The organism is Paraburkholderia sp. BGA-UO-ETr-F21, from assembly GCF_059567925.1.
The window spans coordinates 406,986-433,633 of record NZ_JCAQOY010000029.1 but is presented as its reverse complement, the minus strand read 5'-3'; the positions used below and the strand labels follow the sequence as shown (position 1 = coordinate 433,633).

Sequence of the window (26,648 nt, the reverse complement as noted above, 5' to 3'; positions counted from 1 at the left end):
CTGCTTATGCGCCAGGTTTACGCGTCAACTCAGCGCGTCAACTCAGCGCGCCAGCTCAGCCGGACGCTCGTTCACAGCGCAAAGGGCCGCGCCGTGGAGCAAGCTCAAACCTACTCCCGTTGCCGTACATAACGTCCGGGCGCCGGCTCGATCACCGGGAATTCCGCCGAGCCTGCAGAGGCCCGCGGCTTCACCTTCTTGCCGCCGTACTGATCGAGCCATGTGGTCCATTCGGGCCACCAGCTGCCAGGCACTTCGGTCGCCTGATCGAGCCATTCCTCGGCATTCTCCGGCAGCGTTTTGACCTCACCTTCCAGCATCCAGAAATTGCGCTTCTTCTTCGCGGGCGGATTGATCACGCCGGCAATGTGGCCCGACGCGCCGAGCACGAACTTCAACGGCCCGCTGAGCAGCGGCACCGACGCGTACGCCGTTTGCCACGGCACGATATGGTCCTCGCGTGACCCGTAGATGAAGGTGGGCACGTCGATCTTCGACAGGTCGACCGGCTCGCCGCAGGTGGTCAACGCACCCGGCTCGCGCAGACGATTTTCGAGGTACGTATTGCGCAAATACCAGACGTACATCGGGCCCGGCAGGCTGGTCGAGTCGCTGTTCCAGTAGAGCAGGTCGAACGGAACCGGCGTGCGCCCTTTGAGGTAATTGTCGACGACGTAGTTCCACACCAGATCATTCGGGCGCAGGAACGAGAACGTGTTGGCGAATTCGATGCCGCGCATCAGTCCAGGCGCACCGTTCTTGCCGCCGATGGTCTGCTCGCGCATCTGCACATGCGCCTCGTCGACGAACACGTCGAGCACGCCCGTGTCCGAGAAATCGAGCATGGCGGTGAGCAGCGTCATGGACGCAGCCGGATGTTCGCCGCGCGCCGCGGCCACCGCCAGCGCCGTGGCGAGCATCGTGCCGCCCACGCAGAAGCCGAGCGTATTGATCTGCTCGCGACCGCTGATCTTGCTCACCGTCTCAATGGCGGTGAGCACGCCTTCACCGATATAGTCGTCCCACGTCTTATGCGCGATGGATTGATCCGCGTTGCGCCACGAAATCAGGAACACCTGATGCCCTGAATCGAGTCCGTGGGCAACCAGCGAATTCTCCGGTTGCAGATCGAGAATGTAGAACTTGTTGATGCAAGGCGGCACGATGAGCAGCGGCCGTTCGCGCACGGTCGCCGTGCGCGGCTTGTACTGGATCACCTGCATCAGGTCGTTTTCGAACACCACCGAGCCTTCGGTGTTGGCAAGGTTCTCGCCGACCACGAAACCCGATTCGTCGGTCTGCGAAATCTTGCCGCGCTGCAAGTCGGTGAGCAGGTTCATCACGCCCTGGCGCAAGCTCTCGCCCTTGCTGTCCAGCAAGGTCTTTTGCGCTTCCGGATTCAGGGCGAAGAAGTTGCTCGGCGACGCCGCCGCGGTCCACTGCTGGACAGCGAAACGGATACGCTCACGCACCTTGGGTTCCGTGTCGAGCGCGTCGACCATTTCCTGCAGATAGCGCGCGTTCAACAGATACCAGGCGGCAGTGAATGCGTAGGCCGGCGCCGCACTCCATGCGTCGGAACTGAAGCGGCGATCCTTCAGTTCGGGCGCTTTGGTTGCGGACGTGGTGGCTTGCTGGATCAACTCCATTGCCTCGCGCGAATAGTCAGCCTGCAGCTTCTGCAGTCGCTCGGAGGGAATGGCTGCGCTCGGTATGTTCAGACCGGCGAAAGACGGCATGGCCGGCATCGCTCCGGCCGCCAGTTTGCTGAAGTCCGGCATGCCCGGAAACGACGGCATTTGCGGCAGACCTGCTTGCGGTATCTGGAACGGCATGGGAAGCGGCATTTGAGGCATCGGGAAAGGCATGCCGTTGCCGCCGGGTGGCGTGCCAAGCGAGCGCCAGGCGCCCATCCAGGCGTCGAACAGCTGCTGCATCCCAGGGGCCGGCGCTGCACCGCTCGTACCGGCCTGCTGCGTGTTCTCCGTCGAGGAGTCCGTCTTGGGGGAAGCTGAGGTATGTGATGCTGCCATGCCTGCTTTTGACCGGTAAGTCCTTGCGGACGGGTTGAGAGGCAGGTTCGTGCGCACGTGAGCAATTGCTCGCGACCTCGTCACGCCCTGTCCCTTGTACGAGGATCCGTGAGGAACATTCTTGCTCCCCATCGCAAGGCATGTCAATGCTTGTTCCCGATTTTGCCGCAGTGCGATAGTTTTTTAATTATCGTTTTCCCTGTGTAGCAGATCGCGCTTTTAGGACAGGCATGATTCAATGCAGCCGCGAACGAAAAAAGCTCCCATATTGCATAGGTTTATGCGCACTTATCCGTTCGCCTGCGAACAGTTTGCGCGGCAGATTCACGCATCTCAGGCAATTCCGGCAGCGCAGCAAAAACACATGCGGCGTCTCCCAATAAACCCTCATACGCGTGCTCGTAAGAATGCCGCGGCAATGCTCTGACGTAGCCTGCCGGCACGATGACGTCGACCTCGCCGAACGTCATTCGTGTGTGCCGATGTGTGTCTTCTGCATTGACAGCAAGAGCGCCGCGAGGGGCGGCGTCGCGAGTAGGACTAGTCGGCGATCGACTGCGCCTGATCGTCCAGCCAGATGAGTGCGGCCATGCGGCCGGTCTCGCGGTCGCGGCGATAAGAGTAGAAACGCTCGCGCAGCGTGACCGTGCAGAGGTCGCCGCCGACAATCTTTGTCACGCCGAGCCGCTGCAGCCGCAAACGCGCCAGCGCCGGGAGATCGGCGAGATATTTGCCCGGATTCTGCGGATGCTCGACGAATGCGTTTGCCGTGGCATCGCGTTGTGCGCCGCCCACGCCGTTCATGAACGCGTCACGCACATCTGGGCCGACTTCGAAGGCGTCGGGTCCGATCGAGGGACCGAGATAGGCATGCAATGCACTCGCCTGCACCTGCGCGAGTTCGGCGACGCACTGCGCAGTCTGTTCGACGATGCCCGCAGCCAGTCCGCGCCACCCCGCGTGCGCCGCGCCGACCGCGCGGCCCGCCTCGTCGCACAACAGCACCGGCATGCAATCGGCCACCATCACGACGCACACGGTGCCGGGAAGATTCGTGACGCTCGCATCGGCGCGCGTCGGCCCACCGCTCACGCGTGCCGATGCGATCACCTCTTCCGCGCGCACGATGCCGGCGCCGTGAATCTGTTCGAGCCACGCCGCCTCGCTCACGCCGGCCAGCTTCAGCAGACGCTCGCGATTGGTGGCGACCGCGGCCGGGTCGTCGCCGGACTTCATGCCCAGGTTCAGGCCGCCGGGCAAAGCCGCGCCGTTGTGCCAACGGCCGAACGGCGGTTCGCTCACGCCGCCATTACGCGTGGTGACGAGCGCGCGCACGCGCGGCGACACATTCCATGCGGGTTGCACGACATCGGCAAAGCTCAGCTCGGGCGCACTCATGCGTGATCGTCCTCGTCGTGTTCGTGGTCGTGGTCATCTGCACCGTCGTGTTCGTCGTGGTCGAGTGCGCCTTCATCGCCGTCCTCGTCGAACGACGCGTCGTAGTCGTCTTCTTCGTAGTACGTCTCGTCGAACTCGCCCGCGTCGTCGCGGCCGAGACCGAGCGCCGCCGACAGCGCCTGCATGTCTTCCGGCACGTCGGCACGCCACTGCATCGTGCGGCCGGTCTGCGGATGAATCAGGCCGAGCCGCCATGCATGCAGCGCCTGGCGCGCGAAACCGCCAGGCAGCGGCGTGACCGAACGCTTGCCGCGCGCGCGCCCGTAAATCGGATCGCCGAGCAGCGGATGGCCGATGTGCGCGCAATGCACGCGAATCTGATGAGTGCGGCCGGTTTCGAGATCGCAATGAATCGCGGTCACCGGCTGGCGCTCCCAGATCGCCGAATCGACACGCCGGAAATGCGTGCGCGCGGGCTTGCCCGACGCGCTCGTCACCACCGCCATACGGGTGCGCTCGCGCGGATCGCGGCCGATCGGCGCGTCGATCGTGCCTTCTTCGGGCATGTTGCCCCACACCAGCGCGAGATAACGGCGCTTCACCGTGCGCGCTTGCAACTGGCGCACGAGGTCGGTCTGCGCCTCGAGCGTGCGTGCCACCACCATCAGGCCGGAGGTTTCCTTGTCGAGACGGTGCACGATGCCGGCGCGCGGCAGGCCCGCGGCAGCGTCTCCATAGCGATACAGCAGTCCGTTGAGCAGCGTGCCGCTCCAGTTGCCGGCGGCCGGATGCACGACCATACCGGCCGGCTTGTTGATGACCACCAGCGTGTCGTCTTCGTAAACGATCTCGAGCGGCACCGGCTCCGGCGTGAACGCGAGCTGCTCGGGCAGCAGATCGGGCACGAGTTCGATGGTCGCGCCGAGCGGCACCGGCTGGCGGATTTTCGCGGGCTTGCCGTCGATCCGCACGCGCTCGGCTTCGATCCAGCTCTGCAGACGGTTGCGCGAGAACTCGGGGAAGACCCGCGCGAGCACCTTGTCGAGGCGCTCGCCGGCCAGTTCGTCGGGCACGACGACGCTGCGCGGCGTCTCGTCCGTCACGCGGTTCGCGACCGTCGGCACGAGGCTGGACACGGCCGCGGCGCCGAGCGCGTCGCTGCCGAGATCGTCGTCGAGGGAATCGACGCCCAACGCGTCGGAGGGGTCAGCGCTTACGCTATAATCTTTGTTGCTATTCCCGGCGCCGGTTGCGGCACCTGGAGTATTTGAGCGGGTCATTGAGTCTGGGTCACCTGGACGTAAAGCTAGACTGGAAAATGCGAGCCTTGAACACCATCACTAAAGCGGCGATCAATTTGGCGGCCATCAAGAAGGCGGCCCGGAAAGTGGCCGGATACATTGCGTGTGCCGCAGCCGTCGCGGTTGTCGCGGCTTGCCACGGCCTGCCGGAGAAGACCGACGAAACGGCAACGTGGAACAACAACAAATTATATACGGAGGCGAACGACGCCTTGTCCGGTGGTGATTACGGCAAGTGCGCCAAGTACTTCGAAATGCTCGAGGGGCGCGATCCGTTCGGCCACTTCGCCCAGCAGGCACAGATCAATGTCGCTTACTGCAACTGGAAAGACAATGAAAACGCCGCCGCCGACCAGGCGATCGACCGCTTCATCCAGCTGCACCCGGATCATCCGGACATCGCTTACGCGTACTACCTGAAGGGCATGATCCACTTCAACGACGACCTCGGTCTGTTCGGCCGCTTCTCCGGCCAGGACATGAGCGAGCGCGATCCGAAGTCGCTGCGCGAATCGTACGACGCCTTCAAGATCGTCGTGGACAAGTACCCGAACAGCAAGTATGCGCCGGACGCAGCACAACGCATGCGCTATATCGTGAACGCGCTGGCGTCGCACGAAGTCCACGCGGCGGATTATTACTACCGCCGCGGCGCTTATGTCGCCGCGATCAATCGCGCGCAACTGGCACTCACGCAATACAAGAACGCGCCGGCTATTGAAGACGCACTGCACATCATGATGCTGTCGTATCAGAAGCTGAATCAGCCGCAACTGGCCGACGACACGAAGCGCGTGCTGGCCGGCACCTTCCCTGACAGCCCGTACATCACGGGTCATGCAAGGCCGGGTACGGAAAAGTCGTGGTGGCAGTTCTAAGCCGCGCCGCGTACTGAAAAGCAGCAGGAATAAAAAAACGCCACGACTTCGGTCGTGGCGTTTTTGTTTGTGCGCTCCTTTTCGCCTCTGCCTTACGCTGCCTTAGGCCGTCGCGCTGCCGCGCAGCGCCGACGCAACCAGGCGCGCCCGTCAGTCCCGGTCGAACAGCGCGATCGACTCCACATGCGACGTGTGCGGGAACATGTTGACCACGCCCGCGCCCACCAGCCGGTAGCCTGCTTCGTGCACGAGCAGACCGGCGTCGCGCGCGAGGGTCGCCGGCGCGCACGACACGTAGACGATGCGCTTCGGCAGCGGCCCGTTGCCGCTCTGCGCGATCTCAGCCAGCGCCTTGGCGACGGCCAGCGCGCCTTCGCGCGGCGGGTCGATGAGGAACTTGTCGAAGTGGCCGAGCGCGCGGATGTCGTCGGCGGTGACTTCGAACAGGTTGCGGCACGCAAACGACGTATGCCCCGCCACGCCATTCAGTTCGGCATTGGCGAGCGCACGCGAAGTCAGCACCTCGCTGCCTTCGATGCCCATCACTTCCTTCGAGATCCGCGCGAGCGGCAGCGTGAAGTTGCCGATCCCGCAAAACAGATCGAGCACGCGATCGGTGCGCGCCGGCGCCAGCAGACGCAGCGCGCGGCTCACCAGCACGCGGTTGATGGCGTGATTCACCTGGGTGAAGTCGGTCGGCTTGAACGGCATGCGAATGCCGTACTCCGGCAGCGTGTAGTCGAGCTCCACGTCGAGCGGATAGAACGGCGTGACCGTGTCTGGGCCGCCCGGCTGCAGCCAGAACTGCACCTTGTGCTCGTCGGCGAAATCGCGCAGCACCTGCTCGTCCGCGGCTGTGATGGGCTCGAGATTGCGCACCACCAACGCCGTCACCGACGAACCGACCGCCAGTTCGAGCTGCGGCATGCGGTCGTAGATCGACAGCTTGCGAACCATGAAGCGCAACGGCATCAGCATGGCCGACACGTGCGGCGGCAGCACTTCGCAGGTTTTCATATCGGCGATGTAGCTGCTCTTCTTCTCGTGGAAGCCTATCCGCATACCGCCCTTTTCCGGCAGGAAGCGCACTGCCAGACGCGCACGGTAGCGATAACCCCAGGACGGACCGTGGATCGGCCGGAACACCGTTTCCGGGCGCAGTTTGGCGAGATGCTGGAGATTGTCTTCGAGCACGCGCTGCTTGACGGCCACCTGCGCGCGAATGTCCAGATGCTGCATCGAACAGCCGCCGCAGATATCGAAGTACGTGCATTTCGGCTTGGTGCGGATCACGCTCTCGCGGAATACCTGGACCACTTCGGCCTGCTCGAATTTCGGCTTGCTGCGATGCGTCGAGTAGCTTACGCGTTCGCCCGGCAGCGCACCTTCGACGAAAATCACCTTGCCGGGCGAGCCGTCTTCGGTCTCGGTGCGGCCAACGCCGCGCGCCTCCATATCGAGCGAAACGATTTCAATGACCGGCTCGTTGCCGGTAACGACGTGTGCCGGCGCGGGCGGAGGCGTCTTGTGACGCTTCGGCGCGCGGCGTTGGGGGGCAGTTCGGGACACCTGCTACTTCCTGACAAACTTGGGGGAAAGGCGAGATTGTAGACGAAGCGCCGCGCGTGACCATCATCCGGCGCGGCGGGAATGGCTGCCAGACGCATTAGCCACGATAACCGCGGTGGCGGCGACAGCCGGAGACGAGCGCGCCTCACACCGACTTGTACCTTGCGAGCCTTTCGCGCCTTTGGAGCGAACGGCTGCGGCGGCCTCGCTGCTCTCTCCGCACGGCGGAACCCCGTCTTGGCTCGTCCGCGAGCGGCTTACTGATCGAATGCCGCCAGATATTCGGTCCATTGCGGCGCCGTTTCCAGCGCCAGCGCGTTCTTGACGAGGTTGATCTCGTCAGCATACTCCGCGGGTGAAAACGCGCCGCGGATCAACTGGAAGCGGCAATAGAGCAAGTACGTATTGACGACGTCGGTCTCGCAGTAGTTGCGGATTTCCTCGATGCGCCCTTCCTGGTACGCGTGCCACACCTGGCTGCCGTCCATGCCCATCTTGCCGGGAAATCCGCACATCTTGGCGAGCGCGTCGAGCGGCGCGTTGGCGCGCGCCTGGTACATGGCGAGCACGTCCATCAGATCCGTGTGACGCGCGTGATAGCGGCTGATGTAGTTGTTCCACTTGAACTCGCGGTCGTCCTCGCCGAGATCCCAGAACTTGTAGGCGGGAATGCCGTTGACCAAGGCTCGGTAGTTCAACACCGGCAGGTCGAAGCCGCCGCCGTTCCACGACACGAGCTGCGGCGTGTACTTCTCGATCACGCGATAAAACGACTGCACGAGCGCCGCCTCGCCGTCTTCCAGCGTGCCGAGCGAGCGCACGCGGAAGCCGTTGTTGTCGCGGAACACGCAGGAAATTGCCGCAATCCGTTGCAGATGATGCGGCAGGAAATCGTTGCCGGTCTTTTCGCGGCGCGCGGCAAATGCATGCTCGGCGACCTCGGCGTCGCTCAGGTCGGCGGGCAAATCTTCGAGGCGGCGAATGCCGGCGACATCGGGAATGGTCTCGATGTCGAAAACAAGAATCGGTGTCATCAGGTTATAGAACGGCGTCCTTCCGAACACCGTTGGAGGCAAAGAAGCGCTTCAACCGCACGAGCGCTTCCTGTTGGATCTGGCGCACACGCTCGCGCGTGAGGCCCATTTCGTCGGCCAGCTCTTCGAGCGTGGCGGGTTCGATGTGATTCAGGCCGAAGCGGCGCTCGATCACATGGCGATGCTTGTCGGACAGCCGTGCCAGCCACGCGCGCGTGAGCGTTTCCAGTTCGCGGTGCTGCACTTCGGCATCCGGCGACTGGCTCTGATCGTCTGACAGCAGATCGAGCAGACTGCTCGCGGGATCGAGATCGAGCGGCGCGTCCAGCGAAGCGGTGTGCTCGTTCAACGCGAGAATGTCCGTCACTTCGTCGGTGGTCTTGCCGGTCAGATAGGCAATGTCGTCGATGCTGGCGTCGCGGCGCTCGGCGGCTTCGCCGGAGTTCATCGAATTCTTTTCCAGATGGCGCTTGGCGCGCAGCACCTGATTGAGTTCACGGATCACGTGCACCGGCAAACGGACGGTGCGCGCCTGGTTCATGATCGCGCGCTCGATACTCTGGCGAATCCACCAGGTCGCATAGGTAGAAAACCGGAAGCCGCGCGTCGGATCGAATTTCTCGATCGCGTGCATCAGTCCGAGATTGCCTTCCTCGATCAGATCGAGCAACGGCACGCCGCGGTTCAGGTAACCCTTCGCAATGCTGACAACGAGCCTTAAATTGCGCTCGATCATGACCTGCCGCGCCTCGAACTCGCCCGCCTTGGCAAGACGCGAATACTTCTGCTCTTCCTCGACGGTCAGAAGCGGCTTGACGCTGATACGGTTCAGGTAGTGCTGGATCGTGTCGGCCGTCAGCTCGGCTTGCAACAGCGCGCGGAAATCGTCCGCGTCCGGCGCGGCTTCGCTCGCGCTTTCGCGGGCGTCACCGCCTTCGTCCGCGCCGCCCTGGCGTTCGTCGAGATCGCGCTCTTCCGCGATCTCCTCTTCCACTTCCGAAGCGCCGCTTTCATCCACCGAAGCGGACATAGCGTGGCTGATCGTCTCAGACTCGGCTTGCTGCGGCGGGCGCTTCGATTTCGGCATGGTCGTATCGCTTATTGCGGCGGCAAATACTTCAGTGGGTCGACAGGTTTACCCTGCCGGCGAACTTCGAAATGCAACATCACGCGGTCGGAATCGCTATTGCCCATCTCAGCGATCTTCTGCCCCTTCGTCACCGCATCCCCCTCTTTTACCATCAAAGAGCGGTTGTGTGCATACGCGGTGAGATAAGTTGCATCATGTTTGATGATAATGAGATTACCGTAACCACGCAGCCCATTTCCGGCATAAACCACGCGACCATCCGCCGACGCCTTCACCGGATCACCCGCGGCGCCGCCGATATTCACGCCCTTGTTGGTCGAGTCGTTGAAGGTGCCGAGCAGCGGCCCACGCACCGGCCAGGCGAACACCACGTTGCCGGATGCACCGGCGTTCGAGTCGCTCGCCGCGCCCGGGTTGGCCGGCGGCGCCGACGACGCGTTGTTGGCGGCCGACCCGTAGAGCGGCGGTGCCGCGACACCCGCGGTCGCACCCGTGGCCGGCGCGGTGCTGCCGAGCGGCGCGCTCTGCACCGAAGCGCTGCCACCGATCGGCGCGGTCGAGACTCCCGGCGTGAGCGCCGCGGTGTTCGCACCCGGCGGCACGACACGCAACAACTGGTCGACTTCGATCTGATTCGGGTTGGTCAGATTGTTCCAGGCCGAAATGTCGCGGTAGTTCTGGCCGTTCTCCAGCGCGATCCGATACAGCGTGTCGCCCGGCTTCACGCGATAGTAGCCCGGCGGCGGCGGACCGAGCGGCACGGCCGGCTGCGCTGCTTGCGTGCTGAGCGTGCCGCCGCCGGAGCGGTCGACGACCGGCGCCTGGTCGAGCCGGGATGCACAGGCCGTCATCAACAGGGACAAGGCGAGCACGCACACGCTGCGCTGGGTTACGGTCATGGGGGCATTCAGTCTGGTTCTTTGCATCGCGCGCAACATACTCATCGGTGTCAAATCACTCCGGATTTTAAGGGTACAAAGAAAACGCGATCAAGCCGCGACTCGCGCCACTGCGCGGGTCCGAGGCGCTCGACCAGAGTCAGCACCTGGTTCTGGCCGTCCTGCGAGCCGACCGGCGCGACCAGACGGCCGCCGATCGCGAGTTGTTCAAGTAAGGCTTGCGGTACGTCGAGCCCCGCCGCGGCGATCACGATCGCGTCGAACGGTCCCGCCGACGGCAAACCGAGCCGCCCATCGCCGTAGTGCAGGCGGATGTTCGGAATGCGCAGCGGACGCAAGTTTGTCTTCGCGCGCTCCGACAGCGGCTTGATACGTTCGATCGAGTACACCTCGCGCGCGACCTGGCTCAGCACGGCCGCCTGATAACCGCAGCCGGTGCCGATTTCCAGCACGTTATTCAGCGTGCGGCCGGCGGCGGCCAGTTCGATCATGCGGGCGACGACCGAGGGCTTGGAAATCGTCTGGTGATGGCCGATCGGCAATGCGGCATCTTCATAGGCCTGAGCCGCCAGACCCGGATCGACGAACATGTGGCGCGGCACCACCGACATCGCGTTCAACACGCGCTGATCGGTCACGCCGTTCGCTCGCAGGCGTTCGACCATCCGTTCGCGAACCCGTTCCGAAGTCAGCGCCAATGCGCCGCTCAACGCGACGTTCGGCGCGGCACTGCGCTCGGTTGAGCGGGTGGCAGGCTTGGCCGGCGCCGGCTGCGGCGCGGGGCGCGCAGTCGAATTCGGCACGGCGACCTTGGCCGGTGCTTTCATTGGCGCTTTCACCGGAGCGCTCGCCGGCGCTTTGGCGGAAGACGCGGCCAGCGGCTTTGGCGGCGTTGCCGCCGAGGGCTTGGCTTGCGGCTTCGCGTGCGCCGCGGTCTGCGCCCTCGCCTGTTGCTTCGATTGGGATTGACCCGTGGAACCGAGCGGCGCGTTTTTCGCGGCTTGCGGACGTGCGTTCAGCGCCGCGCTCGCTGCCAGCGCCGCCGCGCGTATTTCGCCCGGGCGCCCTTCGGGCCGGCGCGGTTCACGCACCAGGTCCTCGAGGCCGAGCGGAAAGCGCTTGGCGCGCTCGTTCGTCATGAAGCGCCGCTGCCGGCGCGCACCCAGTCGCGCGCTGCGGGCAGCATTTGCGTGTGGGTCAAGTCGAGCTGCAGCGGCGTGATCGACACGTGGCCGTTGGCGACGGCGTGAAAGTCGGTGCCTTCGCTCGCGTCGCGCGCACTGCCCGCCGGCCCGATCCAGTAGATCGGTTCGCCGCGCGGATTGGTTTGCCGGATCACCGGCTGCGACGGATGCCGCTTGCCGAGACGCGTAATCTGCCAGTCGCCGAGCTGCTCGTAGGGCAAATTCGGAATGTTGACGTTCAGAAGCGGATGTCCCGGCAACGGCTGCTCGAGATAATGGGCGACGATTTCGGTGGCGACGCGCACGGCGTCTTCGAGATGCACCCAGTCCTTATCGACCAGCGAGAACGCGATGGCCGGCACACCGAACATGATCCCCTCGGTGGCGGCGGCGACGGTCCCCGAATAGAGCGTGTCTTCGCCCATGTTCTGACCGTTGTTGATGCCCGAGACCACCAGGTCCGGCGTATGGTCGAGCATGCCCGTGAGCGCGATGTGCACCGAGTCGGTGGGCGTTCCGTTCACGTAGTAGAAGCCATTGGCCGAACGCAGTACCGAGAGCGGCCGCGAAAGCGTCAAGGAATTCGACGCGCCGCTGCAATTCTGTTCGGGTGCCATCACGGTGACGTCCGCGATCGGCTTGAGCGCTTCGTAAAGCGCGGCAAGGCCGGGCGCCAGATAACCGTCGTCATTGCTGAGTAGGATTCGCATGCGGCGATTGTAACCGAGGAAAGAAGACGCGCGAACGACACGGCGGCCCATGCGCATGCGGTATGCAATGCGCACGCGCGGGAATCGCGCTGACCTCGCGCGAGTCGTTTGCCGCACGCGCATCGATCACCCGACGACAATCCCGATGACCGCGGGCAAGGCAATAAAAACGCACGATCGTGCTGATTGTTTTAGACTCAGAATACTTGCGAACCCCTGATCGACATGGAGACACGATGCGCGCGATTCGCTGTAATCAATATGGGCCACCGGAAAGCCTGGTCGTCGAAAACCTGCCCGACCTCGAAGCACCGCCGGGCCACGTCGTAATCGACGTCAAAGCCGCAGCCGTCAACTTTCCCGACGTGCTGATCATCGAGAACAAGTACCAGTTCAAACCGCCCCTGCCCTTTACCCCCGGCTCGGAAGTCGCGGGCGTGGTGCGCGCGGTCGGCGCGGACGTCACGCAGTTCAAGCCAGGCTCGCGCGTGGTCGCCTTCACCGGTCAGGGTGGTTTCGCGGAGCAGGCGCTGGCGCCGGTCAGCGCCTGCGTGCCGTTGGCGGACGGTGTTCCGTTCGAACTGGCGGCGGCCTTCACGTTGGCGTACGGCACCTCACATCACGCCGTGGTCGATCGCGGTGCATTGCAGCCCGGCGAGACGATGCTGGTGCTGGGTGCGGCCGGCGGCGTTGGACTCGCGGCCGTGGAGATCGGCAAGGCGCTCGGCGCGCGCGTGATCGCAGCGGCATCGAGCGACGAGAAACTCGCGACCTGCGTCAAGCACGGCGCGGACGCCACCATCAACTACAGCACCGAAGATCTGCGCGAGCGCATCAAGGCGCTCACCGACGGGAAAGGCCCGGATGTGATCTACGACCCCGTCGGCGGCGTGTATGCGGAGCCGGCGTTTCGCAGCATCGGCTGGCGTGGGCGTTATCTCGTGGTTGGCTTTGCGAACGGCGAGATTCCGAAGCTGCCGCTCAACCTGACGCTGCTCAAAGGCGCAAGTCTGGTCGGCGTGTTCTGGGGTGACTTTGCGAAGCGCGAGCCGCAGCATAATCACGCGGCGTTCCAGCAGATGACTCGCTGGATCGCTGAAGGCAAGCTTAAACCGTATGTGTCGGCGCGCTATTCACTCGAAGAAACCGGGCGCGCGCTGCGTGACATGGCTGAACGTCGCGTGATCGGGAAGGTGGTGGTGACGCCTTAGTCGAAGCGAAGACTGCGCTTGAGGGAAGTTTGATCAGGCGGCTCTTTCAAGCGCCCGGAAAAAACGGCGCGCGGGCATCCACCCCGCGCGCCGTTTTCGTTCATGCATTGCGCCACATAACTTCGCGCTCGCGGAGCTACAGCTTTTCCGTATCGCCCGTCTTGGGCTGCCACTTCATCAAGCGCCGCTCGCCCATACCGACGATGGCATCCAGAATCAGCGCGAACGCGGTGAGCACGAGGATCCCGGCAAACACGGTATTGATATCGAACGTGCCTTCGGCCTGCAGAATCAGATAGCCGACGCCGCGCGCCGAGCCGAGATACTCCCCCACCACCGAGCCGACGAACGCCAGCCCCACTGAAGTATGCAAGCTGGAAAACACCCAGCTCATCGCACTCGGCAAGTAGACGAAGCGCAGCAACTGCTTGCGGTTGGCGCCGAGCATGCGCGCGTTGGCGAGCACGACCGGACTGACTTCCTTCACGCCCTGATAGACGTTGAAGAACACGATAAAAAACACCAGCGTGACGCCGAGCGCCACCTTGGACCAGATGCCGAGGCCAAACCACACACCGAAGATCGGCGCGAGAATCACGCGCGGCATCGAGTTGGCGGCTTTGATATACGGATCGAATAGCGCGCTCGCGAGCGGCGACAACGCGAGCCACAGGCCTACGCCGAGTCCGAGCGCCGTGCCGAGCGTAAACGCGAGCACGGTTTCGACCAGCGTGATCCACAGGTGCAGATAGATCTCGCCGCCCGTGAACCATTCCCAGATCCGCTGCAACACCTTCTGCGGCTCGCCGAAGAAGAACGCCGCTTTGTTCGGGTCGTCGAAATAGAACGCCGGCAACAGCGTCGGACTGGTCAGCACGTACCAGAGCACGAAGCACAGCACGAGCAGCAGCCATTGCCAGATCACCAGATTCGCCCGGTTCGGGCGCAACGTCTTCCACATGACTCGGTTTGCCTTCGACGATTAATGGACACTAACCAGGGACGCCAACCCATGACGCCAATACGTGACGCAATGACGTGACGCGCCTAAACAGCCGTGAGCTGCTGTTGATAGCCTTTGAGCACCTCATCGCGCAGCACGCTCCAGATCTGCGCATGCAATTCGACGAAGCGCGGATGCGCGCGGATTTCCGCCACATCACGCGGACGCGGCAGATCGATCGTGAATTCGCCGATCGGATGCGTGCCCGGCCCCGCGGACAGCACCACCACGCGGTCAGACATGGAGATCGCTTCGTCGAGATCGTGCGTGATGAACAACACCGCTTTGCGTTTGGCCGCCCACAGGTCGAGCAACTCGTTTTCCATCAACTGACGCGTCTGGATATCGAGCGCGGAAAACGGCTCGTCCATGAGGATGATGTCGGGATCGAGAATCAGCGTCTGCGCCATCGCGACGCGCTTGCGCATGCCGCCCGATAGTTGATGCGGATAACGATCGCCGAAACCGCCGAGGCCGACGCGTTTTAACCACTCGTCGGCTTTCACGCGTGCTTCAGCGGGCGGCACGCCATGAAAAGCGAGGCCGGCCATGACGTTGTCGATGGCCGAGCGCCACGGCATCAGCGCGTCGGCCTGGAACATATAACCGGCGCGCCGGTTGATGCCCTGAAGCGGCTCGCCGAACACGCTGACCGTGCCCGACGACGGACCCAGCAGGCCCGCGCCGACATTGAGCAGCGTGGATTTACCGCAGCCGGTCGGGCCGACCACCGAGACGAATTCGCCCGGCGCGATGCGCAAGGTAGTGTCCTTCACCGCGGTGTAGCGCTGCGCGCGATTGTCGCGCGCAGCGAACGTGCAGGTGATGTTGTCGAGCGCCAGTGCGGCAACTGTCATCGTTCAGCTCGCTTCGAAGATCGGATTCGGTGTGTGATCGCGTCATGGCAAACGGGCCCGCAGCGAGCGTGGTGGCCGCCGCCTCGCGGCCCGCTCGCCCTCACCCGGCTCACGCCTTGACGGTGCTCAGCGCTTTCTTGACGAAGTCGTTGGTCCACGTCTTCGACAGATCGATCGGCTTGCCCTGGACGTTCGGGTCGAACGCCTGCAACGTCTTCAGCGAGGTCGCGGGGCCGTCCGCCGGCATCAGGCCGTCGGGGGACATGGCTTCCTTCACGTGCTGCCACGCGTCCAGATACACCGCGCGGTCGCCGAGCAGATAGCCTTCCGGCACCGTGTTGATCAATTCGCTGCCGGTCGCCGTTTGCAGCCACTTGAGCGCGCGCACCATCGCGTTGGTCAGCGCCTGCGTGGTGTTGGGATTCTTCGTGATGAAGCTTTGCGACGCATACAGGCAACCCGCCGGCATATCGCCGCCGAACACGCTGCGCGTATCGGCGAGCGTACGCGTATCCGACACGACGCGAATCTCGCCGGTGCGTTCGAGCTTGGTCATCACCGGATCGAGATTGGCGAGGGCGTCGATCTGCCCCGACTGCAACGCGGCGATCGCGCCGGCGCCCGCGCCCACGCCGATGAAGGCGACGTCTTTCGCGGTCAGCCCGGCTTTCGCCAACACAAAGCTCGCCATGATCGAGGTCGACGAACCCGGCGCGGTCACGCCGATTTTCTTGCCCTTCAGATCGGCAATCGATTTGTAGTTCGGCATGGTCTTCTTCGAGACCGCCAGCACGATCTGCGGCGCGCGTCCCTGCAGAACGAATTCGCGGAACATCTGCTTTTGCGCCTGCAGCAGCAAGGTGTGCTCGAACGCGCCGGACACCACATCCGCGCTGCCGCCAACCGCCGCCTTCAACGCCTGCGAGCCGCCGGCGAAGTCGGAGATTTCGACCTCGAGCCCTTCGTCCTTAAAGTAGTTGCGACGCTCGGCGATGGTGAGCGGCAAGTAGTAAAACAGGTTCTTGCCGCCGACCGCGATCGCCACCTTGGTGGTTTCAGGTTTGCCCTGCGCGAAAGCGAGCGGCGTGGCTGCGAGCGAGGCGCCCGCGAGCGCGGCCGTACCGGCGAGAAAGCTTCTCCGTTGCATGGTCTCGAGTCTCCAAACTTTTGTTGTCCGTTGTTTCGGCTTTATTGGTTGCCGCGGCGTGCACACTCAAACTATTTGTTGCGCGTGCAACCTTGCAATGTGGTCAGAATCATAACCTAGCGACTGCAGGACTTCATCGGTATGTTCACCCAGTTCCGGGCCCAGCCAGCGCGTCTCGCCGGGCGTTGCCGAGAGCTTCGGCGTGACCGACGGCAGCGTGATTTCCTGGCCGTCCTGCCACTTGAAGCGCTGGATCATCTGGCGCGCCATGAATTGCGGATCGGTGAACATGTCCGCCACGCTGTAGATACGGCCCACCGGTACGTCGGCCGCATTCAGCACGGCGAGGGCTTCGTCGATGGTGCGCGTGGCGAGCCACGCGGCGATCGCACCGTCGATTTCCTGGGTGCGCGGCACGCGGCCGTCGTTGTGCGCGAGCGCCGGGTCGTTGGCGAGATCCTCGCGGTCGATTGCGATCATCAGGCGCTTGAAGATCGGATCGCTATTGCCGCCGATCACGATGCTGCCGTCGTGGCACGGATACGTATTGGACGGCACGATGCCCGGCAGCGACGCGCCGGTGCGCTCGCGCACCATGCCGTACACGCCGTATTCGGGCACCACGCTTTCCATCATGTTGAAGACGGCCTCGTAGAGCGCGACGTCGACCACCTGCCCCTTGCCGCCGTTCACCTGCTTGTGATGCAGCGCCATCAGCGCGCCGATCACGCCGTGCAGCGCGGCAATCGAATCGCCGATCGAAATGCCGATACGCGGCGGCGGCAAATCCGGATAGCCGGTGATATGACGCAAGCCGCCCATCGATTCCGCGATTGCGCCGAAGCCAGGCCGGTCGCGATACGGACCGGTCTGCCCGTAGCCGGACAGGCGCACCATGACGAGCCCGGGGTTTTCCGCGGACAGCACGTCGTAGCCGAGACCGAGTTTCTCCAGCAAGCCCGGCCGGAAATTTTCGACGACGATATCCGCTTCCTTCGCGAGGCGCCGCACGATCTCCTTGCCCTCTTCGGCCTTCAGATTGATCGTGACGGATTTCTTATTGCGCGCCTGCACGGCCCACCAGAGCGACGTGCCGCCAACTTCCGGATAGAGTTTGCGCCATTTGCGCAGCGGGTCGCCGCCCTTGGGATCTTCGATCTTGATGACGTCGGCGCCGAATTCGCCGAGAAAGCGCGCGGCGAACGGACCGGCGATCAGCGTGCCCAGTTCCAGCACCTTGACGCCGGCGAGCGGGCCGGTTTTGTTCTGAGGCGCGGCGCTCGCGTTTGATTCAGGGGTGACGCTCATGTGTCTCCTTGGTTCTGGTCCTGGCGCGCGCCGCGTTGCGTTCCCGCCGACGCCTCGGGCTACATCGAGCGGCGGTCGAGCATTGCGCGGGCAATCGTGCCGGCGTCGACATACTCGAGTTCGCCGCCCACCGGCACACCGCGTGCGAGACGCGTGACGGCGAGTCCGCGCGCCTTGAGCGTTTGCCCGAGGTAATGCGCGGTCGCCTCGCCTTCGTTAGTGAAATTGGTTGCGAGCACGACTTCCTTGACGACGCCATCGGAGGCGCGTTTGACGAGCCGGTCGAAATGAATCTCCTTCGGACCGATGCCGTCGAGCGGACTCAGGCGTCCCATCAGCACGAAATAGAGCCCGCGATAGGTCATGGTCTGCTCGAGCATGATCTGATCGGCAGGTGTCTCGACGACGCACAGCAACGTGGGATCGCGCTCCTCGTCGAGACAGACCTCGCAGATCTGCGCTTCGGTGAAGGTGTTGCACTTCTCGCAGTGCTGCAGATGCTCGGTGGCGAACAGCAGCGAGCGGCCGAGTTTTTCGGCGCCCTCGCGGTCGTGTTGCATCAGATGGTACGCCATGCGTTGCGCGGACTTCGGCCCGACACCGGGCAGCGCGCGCAGCGCTTCGACGAGCGCCGACAAGGCGGAGGGTTGTTTCATGCGGATCGGCGTCGAAGTGAGTAGTGCCCGGCTATACGGGTGGCGATACAGGTAATTCGATCGGCTTCAATCATTCCGACGACGGCCCGAACCGGTGCGCGCGAGGTGCATCTCGGCCAGGCCGCGGCCAGTTAAATCAAACCGGCACACGCGCACAGCGCGAGCGGCGCTGGCAGCCGCTACGGCACCGACAGCACGCATCGCTCGCGCTTTGTGGCGCGATTCACGCCGCGGCAACCGCAGTCGCGGCGCGGACACCCCCTTGCGGCGGCGTCGGTCAGAACGGCAGCTTGAAGCCCGGCGGCAGCGGCAGGCCCGAGGTCATGCCGCCCATCTTTTCCTGGGCGGTGGCTTCGGCCTTGCGCACGGCGTCGTTGAATGCAGCGGCGACGAGGTCTTCCAGCATGTCCTTGTCGTCGGCGAGCAGGCTCGGGTCGATCGACACGCGGCGCACGTCGTTCTTGCAGGTCATCGTCACCTTCACGAGACCGGCGCCCGACTGCCCCTCGACTTCGATCAGCGCGAGTTGCTCCTGCATCTTCTTCATGTTTTCCTGCATCTGCTGGGCTTGCTTCATCAGCCCGGCGAGTTGGCCTTTCATCATGGACATGCTCCTTCTTGATAGCGTGAAATTCGGAAATCGGGCGCGTAATGGCGTATCGCGCGGCGAATCAGTGGACCGACGGCGCGCCGTTCGAGCCGGCGTCCGGAGTAATCGGGCGGATCGAGCCGGGCACGATGCTCGCGCCGAACTCGCGGATCAGTGACTGCACGAACGGATCGGCACCGATCTCGCGCTCCGCTTCCTGCTGACGCTGCGCGCGCTGGGCGGCGTCATGCGCGGCGGCCGTGCGGCGCGCCGGACCGACTTCGACCAGCACGTCGACAGTCTGGCCGAGCCTGTCGGCGAGCGCGGTTTTCAGTTTGGCGACCTGCGAGGCTTCGGCATACTGCGGCACAGGCACGTTCAGTTTGAGCGTGTTGCCTTCGAGCGCCATCAGTTCGCTGTTGAACGCAAGCTGATACGAAATGCCCTTGAGCGGCAGGTCGACGGCGAGCGCCGGCCAGTCACCCTTGAAGCCCAGCGCATCGAGCGGCACGGCGGGCGGCAGCGGACGTTGATCGACAACCGGCGCCGGCGTGGGCGCGGCACTCACGCGGACGTCGTCCGGGCCGCTGTCGAACACCGGCATGTAGCCGTCGTCCGGCAGGCCGTAATAGCCTTCGTCCGCGGCCGTGAGCGGCATGTATTCGTCCGGCGGCATATCGTCCCACGGCGGCACCGACGAGCCGTTCTGCTCGGCGCCACTACGCTGGGCCGGTGACGCCGACGCTGACGGCCGAGCCGCAGGCGCTGCAGGCGCGGCGTCCTGCTGCGGCGCGCGGCGCGGCGTGCCCGGCGTCGGCACGGGAACGACCACGCGCGGTGCGGCCGGTTTCGGCGTGGCCGGCGCGGTGGGCTTCGCGGCAGTGGCGGCAGAGGCTCGGCCACGGTCCGAGGACACCTTCAAACCGGCGCTGCGCAAGACGTCGAGAGCGGCGCTCGCGCCACCTGCGCGACGTGGCGCGGATTCGGCTGCGGGCGGCGGCTCTTGCGACGGCGCCGCCGCGGCAGCTTGCTCCGTGCGCGCGAGCGCGGCGGCTGCCGGTGCGCTTAGTGAAGAGGCGGGTGCTGCGTCATCGGGCGCTGCGGTCGCGGAGACTTCATTCGAAGCGGGTTCGTTAAGGCCCGCAGCCGCGGAAAAATCATTCGAAGCCGCACCGTTGAATTCCGCGCTTGCGGAGACTTCATTCAAAGCCGGATCGCCGAGACCAGTGCCCACGGAAACGTCATTCGCGACCGGATTGGCGGGCGCGTCGTCCCACGGCGCCAACGCGGGTGCTCGGGCAGTCACTGACGCCGGCGCGGATTTCGACTCATCAACAGCCGGCGCCGACTCGGCGACGACAGCCGGTTGCGCGGCAGGAGATTGCTCCGCTGACGGGCTCTGAGCGGAATTGACCGGCGCAGTTTGAATGCCACCAACTGCCGCCCGCACTTCAACTGGATTATTGGCGTGCTCCGCAGCACGCGTTGCGGATTCGACCGATGCGTGAACCGCAGCGCCCTTGTCAGCAGGTGCAGCGTCGCGAGACTGTGTTTCACGAACGGGCGCGGCAACGTTCAATTGCGCCTCCCGCGGAGCTCCCGGCACGGCGCTCGAAGCCGTGACCGCCGGCGAACCCGACGCGCCACGTTCAGCGGCCACTGCCGGCGCACCGGTGCGCCTCGCGCCACCCGACCCTGCCTGGCCAGCCGCACGCGAGCCACCCACCGCCCCACCGCCGCCGCCCGTAGGCGCCGGTTCGAACGCCAGCATGCGCAGCAGCGTCATGGTGAAGCCGGCGTATTCGTCGGGAGCGAGACCCAGTTCGCTCCTGCCGATCGTCGCGATCTGATAGAACAACTGCACCTGTTCGGCGCTGAGCGCTTCTGCGAAGCGGCGCAAATCGCTCGCCTCGGGCCACTCGTCCAGCACCGACGACGGCGCGAACTGCGCCCACGCGACCCGATGCAGCAGACTCGCCAGATCCTGCAACGCCGTTGAAAACGACAGGCTGCGCAACGCCATCTCGTCAGCCACCGTGAGGACCGCGGCGCCATCGCCATCGGCAAGCGCGTCGAGCAGACGAATCAGGTAACTCTGATCGAGCGCGCCGAGCATGCCGCGCACCGCTTCTTCATTCACCTGATTGGCCGAATAGGCAATCGCCTGATCGGTCAGCGAGAGCGCGTCGCGCATCGAGCCGTCGGCCGCGCGCGCGAGCAGGCGCAGCGCCTGGGCGTCGTACGGCACCTTCTCTTCGCCGAGAATGTGCTCGAGATGCGAGACGATATGGCCGGCGGGCATCTGCTTCAGATTGAATTGCAGACAGCGCGACAGCACCGTGACCGGAATCTTTTGCGGGTCCGTGGTGGCGAGGATGAACTTGACGTGCGCAGGCGGCTCTTCCAGCGTCTTCAGCATTGCGTTGAAGGCGTGATTGGTGAGCATGTGCACTTCGTCGATCATGTAGACCTTGAAGCGCGCATCCACTGGGGCGTACACGGCGCGCTCCAGCAGCGCCGCCATTTCGTCGACGCCGCGATTACTCGCCGCGTCCATCTCCACATAATCGACAAAGCGGCCCTCGTCGATTTCGCGGCACGCACGGCACACGCCGCACGGCGTGGAGGTCACGCCGGTTTCGCAATTCAGCGCCTTGGCGAAGATGCGCGACAGCGTGGTTTTGCCGACGCCGCGCGTGCCGGTAAACAGATAGGCATGGTGCAGACGGCCGCCGTCGAGCGCGTGCGTGAGCGCGCGCACCACGTGCTCCTGTCCGACGAGCGAAGCGAAATCCTTCGGCCGCCATTTGCGTGCGAGAACTTGATAGGTCATCCGGAAATTGTATCAGTAACAATGCCGCGCAAAACCGATTCGCGACAGCGCACGAACGCATGCCGCCACTTGATTGAAACTGCCTAATGAACCGATAGAAAAAAATAGACAAGGCGCGCGAAGACTCACCACACAGCATGGCGGCATGCGTCGGCACTCAGGGTAAAACAGGAGATGGAAAGTTTTGCGGCAGAACCCGCACAACGAACAACTAGAGAACAACGAAAAACAAAAAGGAAGGGTGACGAGCCTGACCCTCGGCACTGGTGGAAAACGGCTGTGGCTGCTTCGTTCCCGACCTGACCAGGTTGACCGCACCTCCATGCGAGGAGGCCCGTCACGAAACATTCTATCATCGCTTGGCCCGTCGCGCGACTGTTAATACGACCAAAGTGCGAATGGCGCGCTGAATCGCAACCTTCGCACCATATATAGACACCCCGGGCGCAGGTCGAGGCCGGCGCCGGCAATGCCACTTGAGTTTGGCGCCCGGGCCACCACATAGGTGGCGTCATGGTTGATGAAACACGGTGGCACTTCATCGGCAGCCGTTGGCCCCGCTGCCCCTGATGAGTACTATCGCCCCCGGCAACGCATAGCGAATTAAGCTAAACTGCCATACGGATGACCCGCGAGAGCGAGCCTTCTGCATATTCCGTAACAGGTGTTCACCGTGCTCACCTTTTCCGGCGTGTGTCGGCAAGGCTTCGATTGCGGCAAAGCGAACGGAAGTTTCCTTAGGTTTAGACGTATCGTGGCGAGCAATTCAGGCGGGCCTCGAACCGATAGAGGTATTCATACAATGAGCGAACAAATCAAGCATATTAGCGACGCATCGTTCGAACAGGACGTCGTGAAATCCGATAAACCCGTGCTGCTCGATTTCTGGGCTGAATGGTGCGGCCCGTGCAAGATGATCGCGCCGATCCTCGACGAAGTCGCGAAGGATTACGCCGATCGCCTGCAAATCGCCAAGATCAACGTCGACGAGCATCAATCGACGCCGGTCAAGTTCGGCGTGCGCGGCATTCCTACGCTGATCCTCTTCAAGAACGGCGCTGTTGCCGCACAGAAAGTCGGCGCATTGTCGAAGTCGCAACTCACCGCGTTCCTCGACGGCAACCTGTAAATGCGGCGCATCGGCACGCTCGGGGTTCTCTGAGGCCCTCGGGCGAGTCGTGTTGAGCGTGTTGTCAGCCGGCAACACGCTCAACAAGAAAGATGCCATGCCGTCGCACTGACGGAAATTGGCGTGTGCTATGCTAGAATCCGCAAAACGTCGAAAAGACGTGTAAGTCCTTGAGCGGTTCCGCTCACTCTCCTCCCAGATTTCATTTCGTCGCACCTTCTCCTGCGGGTTCTCCGTATGCATTTATCCGAGCTTAAGACTCTGCACGTGTCCGAATTGATCGAGATGGCCAATGGCCTCGAGATCGAAAGTGCGAACCGCCTGCGCAAGCAGGAATTGATGTTCGCCATTCTAAAAAAACGAGCCAAAACGGGCGACACGATCTTCGGCGACGGCACGCTCGAAGTGCTGCCGGACGGCTTCGGCTTCCTGCGTTCGCCGGAAACCTCGTACCTCGCCAGCACGGATGATATTTACATCAGCCCGTCGCAAATCCGCCGCTTCAACCTGCATACGGGCGACACGATCGAAGGCGAAGTACGCACGCCGAAAGACGGCGAACGCTATTTCGCGCTGGTGAAGGTGGACAAGGTCAACGGCCAGCCGCCGGAAGCCTCGAAGCACAAGATCATGTTCGAAAACCTGACGCCGCTGCACCCGAACAAGGTGCTGCTGCTCGAACGTGAAATGCGTGGCGAGGAAAACGTCACGGGCCGCATCATCGATATGATCGCGCCGATCGGCAAAGGCCAGCGCGGCCTGCTGGTCGCATCGCCGAAGTCGGGTAAGACCGTGATGCTTCAGCACATCGCTCACGCGATCAAGCAGAACCATCCGGATGTCGTGCTGTTCGTGCTGCTGATCGACGAACGCCCGGAAGAAGTGACCGAAATGCAGCGCTCGGTGGCGGGCGAAGTGATCGCCTCCACGTTCGACGAACCGGCTGCCCGTCACGTTCAAGTCGCCGAAATGGTGATCGAAAAGGCCAAGCGCCTCGTCGAAATGAAGAACGACGTCGTGATTCTGCTGGACTCGATCACGCGTCTTGCGCGCGCTTACAACACCGTCGTGCCGGCCTCGGGCAAGGTACTGACGGGCGGTGTCGACGCCAACGCGCTGCAACGTCCGAAGCGCTTCTTTGGCGCCGCGCGCAATATCGAAGAAGGCGGCTCGCTGACCATCATCGGCACGGCGCTGATCGAAACCGGCAGCCGCATGGACGACGTGATCTACGAAGAATTCAAGGGCACCGGCAACATGGAAGTGCACCTGGAACGTCGCCTTGCTGAAAAGCGCGTTTATCCGTCGATCAACCTGAACAAGTCCGGCACGCGCCGCGAAGAACTGTTGATCAAGCCGGAAGTGCTGCAAAAGATCTGGGTGCTGCGCAAGTTCATTCATGACATGGACGAAGTCGAGTCGATGGAATTCCTGCTCGACAAAATCCGTCAGACGAAGAGCAACTCCGAGTTCTTCGACATGATGCGCCGTGGTGGTGGCAGCTAAAGCCTTGGGCTGATTTAGCCGCACTAGCCGCATCATCTGCATCGCATCAAAAGCCGCTCGCCGCAAACGAGCGGCTTTTTTTCGTCCGCCTTTTGCCGCTCCGGCGCGGCAAACTCACCCAACCGGCTTTCAGCCATCAACACCGTCGATCCGTCAACGTGTACGTGAACGTACACGTTGGAGTACAATGCCGGCAGTCCGTCATAAACGCCACATGCCATGTCGAAGGACTCACCCACTCTGCTGACCGTGCGCGACGCCGCCGAACGCCTCGGCGTCACACCGCGTACGCTGAAATACTACGAGGAACGCGGCCTCGTCTCGCCCACGCGCAGCGAGGGCCGCTACCGGCTCTACGACGAGGAAGACCTTAAGCGCTTCGGCCGCATTCTGCGTTTGCGCTCGCTCGGTTTCTCGCTGCACGGCATTACCGAGATGCTCAAGCAACCGCTCGAACCCGTCGACGGTCGCAACCGCTACTCGACCGAATCGCTGCAGCAGATTCACGACGCCATCGCCCAACAGGTTAAAGCGCTCGACGCGCGCATCGAAAGCATGCGGCGCGAACTGAAGGAAGCGCAGAAGCTGCGCGCCGAACTGAGCCCCGACCTCGACTATCTCCGGCGGCGCCTCGCTGGCGAAAATGCCGACGCGTTGCTCGAGCAGCGCCGCAACGCACGCGCCAAAGGAAGCGGTACGCCGCACGCAAAGCGCGGCAAGGCCCCGGGCGAATCCACGCCGGGCGAATCCTCATGAGTACGACGTCGTGCCGGACACCGCTGTTCAGTGTCGAGAAACTGCGCGGCGATTTCTTCCCCTGGGTGCTGGCCGTCGTCACCGGCCTCGACTATTTCGACAACTCGATCTTCTCGTTCTTCACCAGCTATATTGCCGGCGGCGTCAATGCATCGCCCGACGAACTCGTCTGGGCGTCGAGTGCCTATGCGGTCGCGGCGGTGCTGGGCATTTTGCAGCAACAATGGTGGGTAGAGCGCTTCGGCTACCGGCGCTACGTGACCGGCTGCATGGTGTTCTATTGCGCCGGCGCGGTGGCAGCGGCGTTGTGCGAATCGTCGATCGAACTGGCGTTCGCGCGCGGCATGCAGGGCTATTTCATCGGGCCGATGATGGGCACCTGCCGCATCCTGATCCAGATGAGTTTCAAGCCGCAGCAGCGGCCCGCGGCCACCCGTGCGTTCCTCGTGCTGATCGTCCTGAGCAGTGCGCTCGCGCCGCTGATCGGCGGCCAGTTGATCGCGCATTTCGGCTGGCGCGCGCTGTTCGCGTGCACGGCGCCCGTGGGCTTGCTGTTCGCCGTTCTGGCCTTGCTCGCGCTGCCCGACTCCGGCAACCGCCTGCCCGAAGAACGCGGCGCCGCGCATTTCTGGCCGTACCTCATTTTCGCGTTCGCACAAGGCGCCCTGCAGATCGTGATGCAGCAGGTGCGCTTCCAGTTGTTCAGCGCCTCACCCGGGCTGATCCTGCTGACCGTCGCCGGGATCGTCGCGTTGGGCTGGTTCGCCTATCATCAGTGGCACCATCCGGCGCCGCTCGTGCGCCTCCATGCACTGCGCGAGAAGGTGTTTCAGGCCGGGCTCGTGCTCTACATGTTCTACTACTACATCTCGACCGTGTTCGGCTTTCTGATCTCGCGCTTTCTCGAAGGCGGTCTTGGCTATCCAGTCGAAAACACCGGGCAACTGGTCGGCGTGACGTCGCTTATTTCGGCGAGCGCTCTGTTCGTCTACCTGCGCTATGCGAAACTGCTGCCGCGCAAGAAGTGGATCATCGTGCCGGGTTTCGCGGTGGCCGCGTTCGCCGCGGTGTGGATGACGCGCATGTCGCCCGGCGTCGGCGAAGCGGCGTTGATTGTCCCGCTTTTGTTGCGCGGCCTGCTGCTGTTGTTCATCGTGCTGCCGGTGGCTAATCTGACTTTCCGAATTTTCGCCATTGAAGAATTCACGCACGGCTACCGGTTGAAAAACATCGTGCGGCAGGTGACGATCTCGTTCGCGACCGCCTCCATGATCATCGTCGAGCAGCATCGGCAGGCGCTGCATGAAACCCGCCTCGCGGAGTTCGTGAATCCGTACAATCCGCTATTCCAGAACTCGCTCGCCGCGCTCACGAGAGGCCTGGCCGCCGCCGGCCGCTCACCGTCCGAAGCGCACTCGCTGGCCATCGTGGAAATCAGCCGTACGGTCGCGCAACAGGCCAGCTTTCTCGCCTCGCTCGACGGCTTCTACTTCCTCGCCGGCGTGGCGATATGCGGCGGCATTTTCGCCGCGTGGCAAAAACAGATCGACTAGAGGT

The 26,648-nt window shown here is 63.5% G+C and carries 22 protein-coding genes and 1 other RNA gene; 6 read left to right on the top strand and 17 right to left on the bottom strand.

All coding sequences use genetic code 11. The annotated features are described in order from the left end of the window. Window positions 1-110 precede the first annotated feature (110 nt). The 3 genes from phaC to AC57B1_RS18390 all read right to left on the bottom strand — a co-directional run bounded on the left by phaC (window position 111) and on the right by AC57B1_RS18390 (window position 4,711). Window positions 111-1,937 carry a class I poly(R)-hydroxyalkanoic acid synthase gene (gene phaC, locus AC57B1_RS18400; protein WP_408343419.1) on the bottom strand — a complete coding sequence of 609 codons (1,827 nt, stop codon included), beginning with the start codon at window positions 1,935-1,937 and terminating at the stop codon, window positions 111-113. Window positions 1,938-2,573: 636 nt separating this feature from the next. Further along, window positions 2,574-3,431 (bottom strand): peptidoglycan editing factor PgeF, encoded by an 858-nt coding sequence (pgeF, locus tag AC57B1_RS18395; RefSeq protein ID WP_496418233.1) that lies wholly within the window; start codon window positions 3,429-3,431, stop codon window positions 2,574-2,576. Next, a complete protein-coding gene (locus AC57B1_RS18390; RefSeq protein WP_408343415.1) occupies window positions 3,428-4,711 on the bottom strand; it encodes an RluA family pseudouridine synthase in 1,284 nt (427 codons plus the stop codon). Before AC57B1_RS18390 ends, pgeF begins: the two co-directional genes overlap by 4 nt. Before the next feature lie 38 nt (window positions 4,712-4,749). On the opposite strand from AC57B1_RS18390, the gene AC57B1_RS18385 reads away from it, so the two are divergent. Continuing rightward, window positions 4,750-5,610 (top strand): outer membrane protein assembly factor BamD, encoded by an 861-nt coding sequence (locus AC57B1_RS18385; protein WP_091794483.1) that lies wholly within the window; start codon window positions 4,750-4,752, stop codon window positions 5,608-5,610. Between the two features lie 150 nt (window positions 5,611-5,760). On the opposite strand, the gene rlmD is transcribed toward AC57B1_RS18385, so the two are convergent. From rlmD to surE, 6 genes are all read right to left on the bottom strand, one after another. Beyond that, the gene (rlmD, locus tag AC57B1_RS18380; protein ID WP_496418232.1) at window positions 5,761-7,179 is read right to left on the bottom strand and encodes a 23S rRNA (uracil(1939)-C(5))-methyltransferase RlmD; all 1,419 of its coding nucleotides are present in this window, start codon (window positions 7,177-7,179) and stop codon (window positions 5,761-5,763) included. A 257-nt stretch (window positions 7,180-7,436) separates the two neighbouring features. After that, complete coding sequence (locus AC57B1_RS18375) at window positions 7,437-8,213, bottom strand: 3'-5' exonuclease (protein ID WP_496418231.1); 777 nt, start codon at window positions 8,211-8,213, stop codon at window positions 7,437-7,439. A 4-nt stretch (window positions 8,214-8,217) separates the two neighbouring features. Further along, window positions 8,218-9,300 carry an RNA polymerase sigma factor RpoS gene (gene rpoS, locus AC57B1_RS18370; protein ID WP_091794490.1) on the bottom strand — a complete coding sequence of 361 codons (1,083 nt, stop codon included), beginning with the start codon at window positions 9,298-9,300 and terminating at the stop codon, window positions 8,218-8,220. A gap of 11 nt (window positions 9,301-9,311) precedes the next feature. Continuing rightward, window positions 9,312-10,247, bottom strand: a complete 936-nt coding sequence (locus AC57B1_RS18365; RefSeq protein ID WP_408343411.1) for a peptidoglycan DD-metalloendopeptidase family protein — start codon at window positions 10,245-10,247, stop codon at window positions 9,312-9,314. A gap of 5 nt (window positions 10,248-10,252) precedes the next feature. Beyond that, complete coding sequence (locus tag AC57B1_RS18360; RefSeq protein WP_496418230.1) at window positions 10,253-11,341, bottom strand: protein-L-isoaspartate(D-aspartate) O-methyltransferase; 1,089 nt, start codon at window positions 11,339-11,341, stop codon at window positions 10,253-10,255. Further along, window positions 11,338-12,096: a 5'/3'-nucleotidase SurE gene (gene surE, locus AC57B1_RS18355; RefSeq protein WP_091800552.1), complete on the bottom strand. Its 759-nt coding sequence runs from the start codon at window positions 12,094-12,096 to the stop codon at window positions 11,338-11,340. The genes AC57B1_RS18360 and surE overlap by 4 nt, the downstream gene beginning before the upstream one ends. A gap of 236 nt (window positions 12,097-12,332) precedes the next feature. Between surE and AC57B1_RS18350 the strand changes: the two genes are divergently transcribed. After that, on the top strand, window positions 12,333-13,307 hold the full coding sequence (locus AC57B1_RS18350) for an NADPH:quinone oxidoreductase family protein (RefSeq protein WP_091794496.1): 975 nt from the start codon (window positions 12,333-12,335) through the stop codon (window positions 13,305-13,307). 136 nt (window positions 13,308-13,443) lie between these two features. Here AC57B1_RS18350 and AC57B1_RS18345 read toward each other — a convergent pair whose 3' ends face one another. The 8 genes from AC57B1_RS18345 to ffs all read right to left on the bottom strand — a co-directional run bounded on the left by AC57B1_RS18345 (window position 13,444) and on the right by ffs (window position 22,039). Next, entirely contained in the window at window positions 13,444-14,268 is an 825-nt protein-coding gene (locus AC57B1_RS18345) for an ABC transporter permease (protein WP_007182066.1), read from the bottom strand. A gap of 86 nt (window positions 14,269-14,354) precedes the next feature. Further along, on the bottom strand, window positions 14,355-15,167 hold the full coding sequence (locus AC57B1_RS18340; protein WP_091794501.1) for an ABC transporter ATP-binding protein: 813 nt from the start codon (window positions 15,165-15,167) through the stop codon (window positions 14,355-14,357). Window positions 15,168-15,276: 109 nt separating this feature from the next. Then, window positions 15,277-16,314 carry an ABC transporter substrate-binding protein gene (locus AC57B1_RS18335; protein ID WP_091794503.1) on the bottom strand — a complete coding sequence of 346 codons (1,038 nt, stop codon included), beginning with the start codon at window positions 16,312-16,314 and terminating at the stop codon, window positions 15,277-15,279. Window positions 16,315-16,380: 66 nt separating this feature from the next. Next, complete coding sequence (locus tag AC57B1_RS18330; protein ID WP_496418229.1) at window positions 16,381-17,622, bottom strand: CaiB/BaiF CoA transferase family protein; 1,242 nt, start codon at window positions 17,620-17,622, stop codon at window positions 16,381-16,383. Window positions 17,623-17,681: 59 nt separating this feature from the next. Continuing rightward, the gene (recR, locus tag AC57B1_RS18325) at window positions 17,682-18,278 is read right to left on the bottom strand and encodes a recombination mediator RecR (protein ID WP_496418228.1); all 597 of its coding nucleotides are present in this window, start codon (window positions 18,276-18,278) and stop codon (window positions 17,682-17,684) included. Between the two features lie 277 nt (window positions 18,279-18,555). Further along, entirely contained in the window at window positions 18,556-18,882 is a 327-nt protein-coding gene (locus AC57B1_RS18320) for a YbaB/EbfC family nucleoid-associated protein (protein ID WP_007182071.1), read from the bottom strand. Between the two features lie 67 nt (window positions 18,883-18,949). Continuing rightward, complete coding sequence (locus tag AC57B1_RS18315; RefSeq protein WP_496418227.1) at window positions 18,950-21,700, bottom strand: DNA polymerase III subunit gamma/tau; 2,751 nt, start codon at window positions 21,698-21,700, stop codon at window positions 18,950-18,952. Window positions 21,701-21,940: 240 nt separating this feature from the next. Beyond that, an RNA gene (ffs, locus tag AC57B1_RS18310) (signal recognition particle sRNA small type) lies at window positions 21,941-22,039 on the bottom strand. A 463-nt stretch (window positions 22,040-22,502) separates the two neighbouring features. Here ffs and trxA point away from each other — a divergent pair. The 4 genes from trxA (at window position 22,503) to AC57B1_RS18290 (ending at window position 26,644) form a co-directional block, all read left to right on the top strand. Next, window positions 22,503-22,829 (top strand): thioredoxin TrxA, encoded by a 327-nt coding sequence (gene trxA / locus AC57B1_RS18305; RefSeq protein WP_006048864.1) that lies wholly within the window; start codon window positions 22,503-22,505, stop codon window positions 22,827-22,829. Window positions 22,830-23,066: 237 nt separating this feature from the next. Then, window positions 23,067-24,335 carry a transcription termination factor Rho gene (rho, locus tag AC57B1_RS18300; RefSeq protein ID WP_006048863.1) on the top strand — a complete coding sequence of 423 codons (1,269 nt, stop codon included), beginning with the start codon at window positions 23,067-23,069 and terminating at the stop codon, window positions 24,333-24,335. A gap of 219 nt (window positions 24,336-24,554) precedes the next feature. Next, the gene (locus AC57B1_RS18295; RefSeq protein ID WP_496418226.1) at window positions 24,555-25,091 is read left to right on the top strand and encodes a MerR family transcriptional regulator; all 537 of its coding nucleotides are present in this window, start codon (window positions 24,555-24,557) and stop codon (window positions 25,089-25,091) included. After that, window positions 25,088-26,644 carry an MFS transporter gene (locus tag AC57B1_RS18290; protein ID WP_408343401.1) on the top strand — a complete coding sequence of 519 codons (1,557 nt, stop codon included), beginning with the start codon at window positions 25,088-25,090 and terminating at the stop codon, window positions 26,642-26,644. The genes AC57B1_RS18295 and AC57B1_RS18290 overlap by 4 nt, the downstream gene beginning before the upstream one ends. Window positions 26,645-26,648 lie beyond the last annotated feature (4 nt).

Coding starts and splice junctions, on each gene's coding strand:
- phaC (WP_408343419.1), bottom strand. CDS start 1,937: ATGCAGCAGCTGTTCGACGCCTGGATGGGCGCCTGGCGCTCGCTTGGC.
- pgeF (WP_496418233.1), bottom strand. CDS start 3,431: ATGAGTGCGCCCGAGCTGAGCTTTGCCGATGTCGTGCAACCCGCATGG.
- AC57B1_RS18390 (WP_408343415.1), bottom strand. CDS start 4,711: ATGACCCGCTCAAATACTCCAGGTGCCGCAACCGGCGCCGGGAATAGC.
- AC57B1_RS18385 (WP_091794483.1), top strand. CDS start 4,750: ATGCGAGCCTTGAACACCATCACTAAAGCGGCGATCAATTTGGCGGCC.
- AC57B1_RS18375 (WP_496418231.1), bottom strand. CDS start 8,213: ATGACACCGATTCTTGTTTTCGACATCGAGACCATTCCCGATGTCGCC.
- rpoS (WP_091794490.1), bottom strand. CDS start 9,300: ATGCCGAAATCGAAGCGCCCGCCGCAGCAAGCCGAGTCTGAGACGATC.
- AC57B1_RS18365 (WP_408343411.1), bottom strand. CDS start 10,247: ATGAGTATGTTGCGCGCGATGCAAAGAACCAGACTGAATGCCCCCATG.
- AC57B1_RS18360 (WP_496418230.1), bottom strand. CDS start 11,341: ATGACGAACGAGCGCGCCAAGCGCTTTCCGCTCGGCCTCGAGGACCTG.
- surE (WP_091800552.1), bottom strand. CDS start 12,096: ATGCGAATCCTACTCAGCAATGACGACGGTTATCTGGCGCCCGGCCTT.
- AC57B1_RS18350 (WP_091794496.1), top strand. CDS start 12,333: ATGCGCGCGATTCGCTGTAATCAATATGGGCCACCGGAAAGCCTGGTC.
- AC57B1_RS18345 (WP_007182066.1), bottom strand. CDS start 14,268: ATGTGGAAGACGTTGCGCCCGAACCGGGCGAATCTGGTGATCTGGCAA.
- AC57B1_RS18340 (WP_091794501.1), bottom strand. CDS start 15,167: ATGACAGTTGCCGCACTGGCGCTCGACAACATCACCTGCACGTTCGCT.
- AC57B1_RS18335 (WP_091794503.1), bottom strand. CDS start 16,314: ATGCAACGGAGAAGCTTTCTCGCCGGTACGGCCGCGCTCGCGGGCGCC.
- AC57B1_RS18330 (WP_496418229.1), bottom strand. CDS start 17,622: ATGAGCGTCACCCCTGAATCAAACGCGAGCGCCGCGCCTCAGAACAAA.
- recR (WP_496418228.1), bottom strand. CDS start 18,278: ATGAAACAACCCTCCGCCTTGTCGGCGCTCGTCGAAGCGCTGCGCGCG.
- AC57B1_RS18320 (WP_007182071.1), bottom strand. CDS start 18,882: ATGATGAAAGGCCAACTCGCCGGGCTGATGAAGCAAGCCCAGCAGATG.
- AC57B1_RS18315 (WP_496418227.1), bottom strand. CDS start 21,700: ATGACCTATCAAGTTCTCGCACGCAAATGGCGGCCGAAGGATTTCGCT.
- trxA (WP_006048864.1), top strand. CDS start 22,503: ATGAGCGAACAAATCAAGCATATTAGCGACGCATCGTTCGAACAGGAC.
- rho (WP_006048863.1), top strand. CDS start 23,067: ATGCATTTATCCGAGCTTAAGACTCTGCACGTGTCCGAATTGATCGAG.
- AC57B1_RS18295 (WP_496418226.1), top strand. CDS start 24,555: ATGTCGAAGGACTCACCCACTCTGCTGACCGTGCGCGACGCCGCCGAA.
- AC57B1_RS18290 (WP_408343401.1), top strand. CDS start 25,088: ATGAGTACGACGTCGTGCCGGACACCGCTGTTCAGTGTCGAGAAACTG.